Consider the following 626-nt stretch of genomic DNA (forward strand, 5'->3'; position numbering starts at 1 on the left):
GATTTAGCAAAAGCAGTCTACTCAAGTAATCTTATGGCTCCTAGTGATGGCCCTGTTTTTCTCCGCTGGGATGTTGATACGTTAAATACACCCTTCAAAGCAGGACTTACATATAATACTGCTGGATTTGCCTTTGTGTATGGCGATTATTCTAACTATCAAACGGTAGTGGCCTTTGTTCAAGGACAAAGTTACTTTTTTATTCATAGTGTTGATAGCGGAAATGTTCATGGATGGAAGAAATTCCCTGCTAATTGATCATTTAATTTGTTGAATATGAAAAGCTTGCAATTATATTTCTTGTGTTTTCTCCATATGTAGTTGCTTTGATTTTTCCTTCAAAAAGTATTATTCCGACAGGGTGGTTTATCGCACCGGGCTCTTCACCTATGCCTGATGCGCCTGTTGGATATATAGGAAGGAACCCATCAGGTAAAATACCGATATCAACATAAGTGTTTGTATTAATTACACTATTATCAGCTTTTCTTATTGCCAGATTGATAACACATATCCCTGAAGATTTATCTTTTATGATCCGGGTGGCCCATGTTCCATAGATGGCATAACCAGGGTTTAATGTAATATCTTTGACAATTAATCCAGTTATGCTGGCTAAATCACTA

Annotated in this window: 2 protein-coding genes; one reads left to right on the plus strand and one right to left on the minus strand. The window is 36.9% G+C overall.

Annotation, left to right across the window (positions count from 1 at the left end; genetic code table 11):
• Positions 1–258: hypothetical protein (locus tag NE473_RS30095; protein ID WP_256265545.1), on the plus strand; the 258-nt coding region annotated here is incomplete at its 5' end.
• 4 nt (positions 259–262) lie between these two features.
• Here the strand turns inward: NE473_RS30095 and NE473_RS30100 are convergent.
• Positions 263–626 (minus strand): hypothetical protein (locus NE473_RS30100; RefSeq protein ID WP_256265546.1); only part of this gene is annotated, 364 nt, incomplete at its 5' end.

This window comes from Hungatella sp. SL.1.14 (genome assembly GCF_024460495.1).
Lineage (GTDB): Bacteria > Bacillota > Clostridia > Lachnospirales > Lachnospiraceae > Hungatella > Hungatella hathewayi.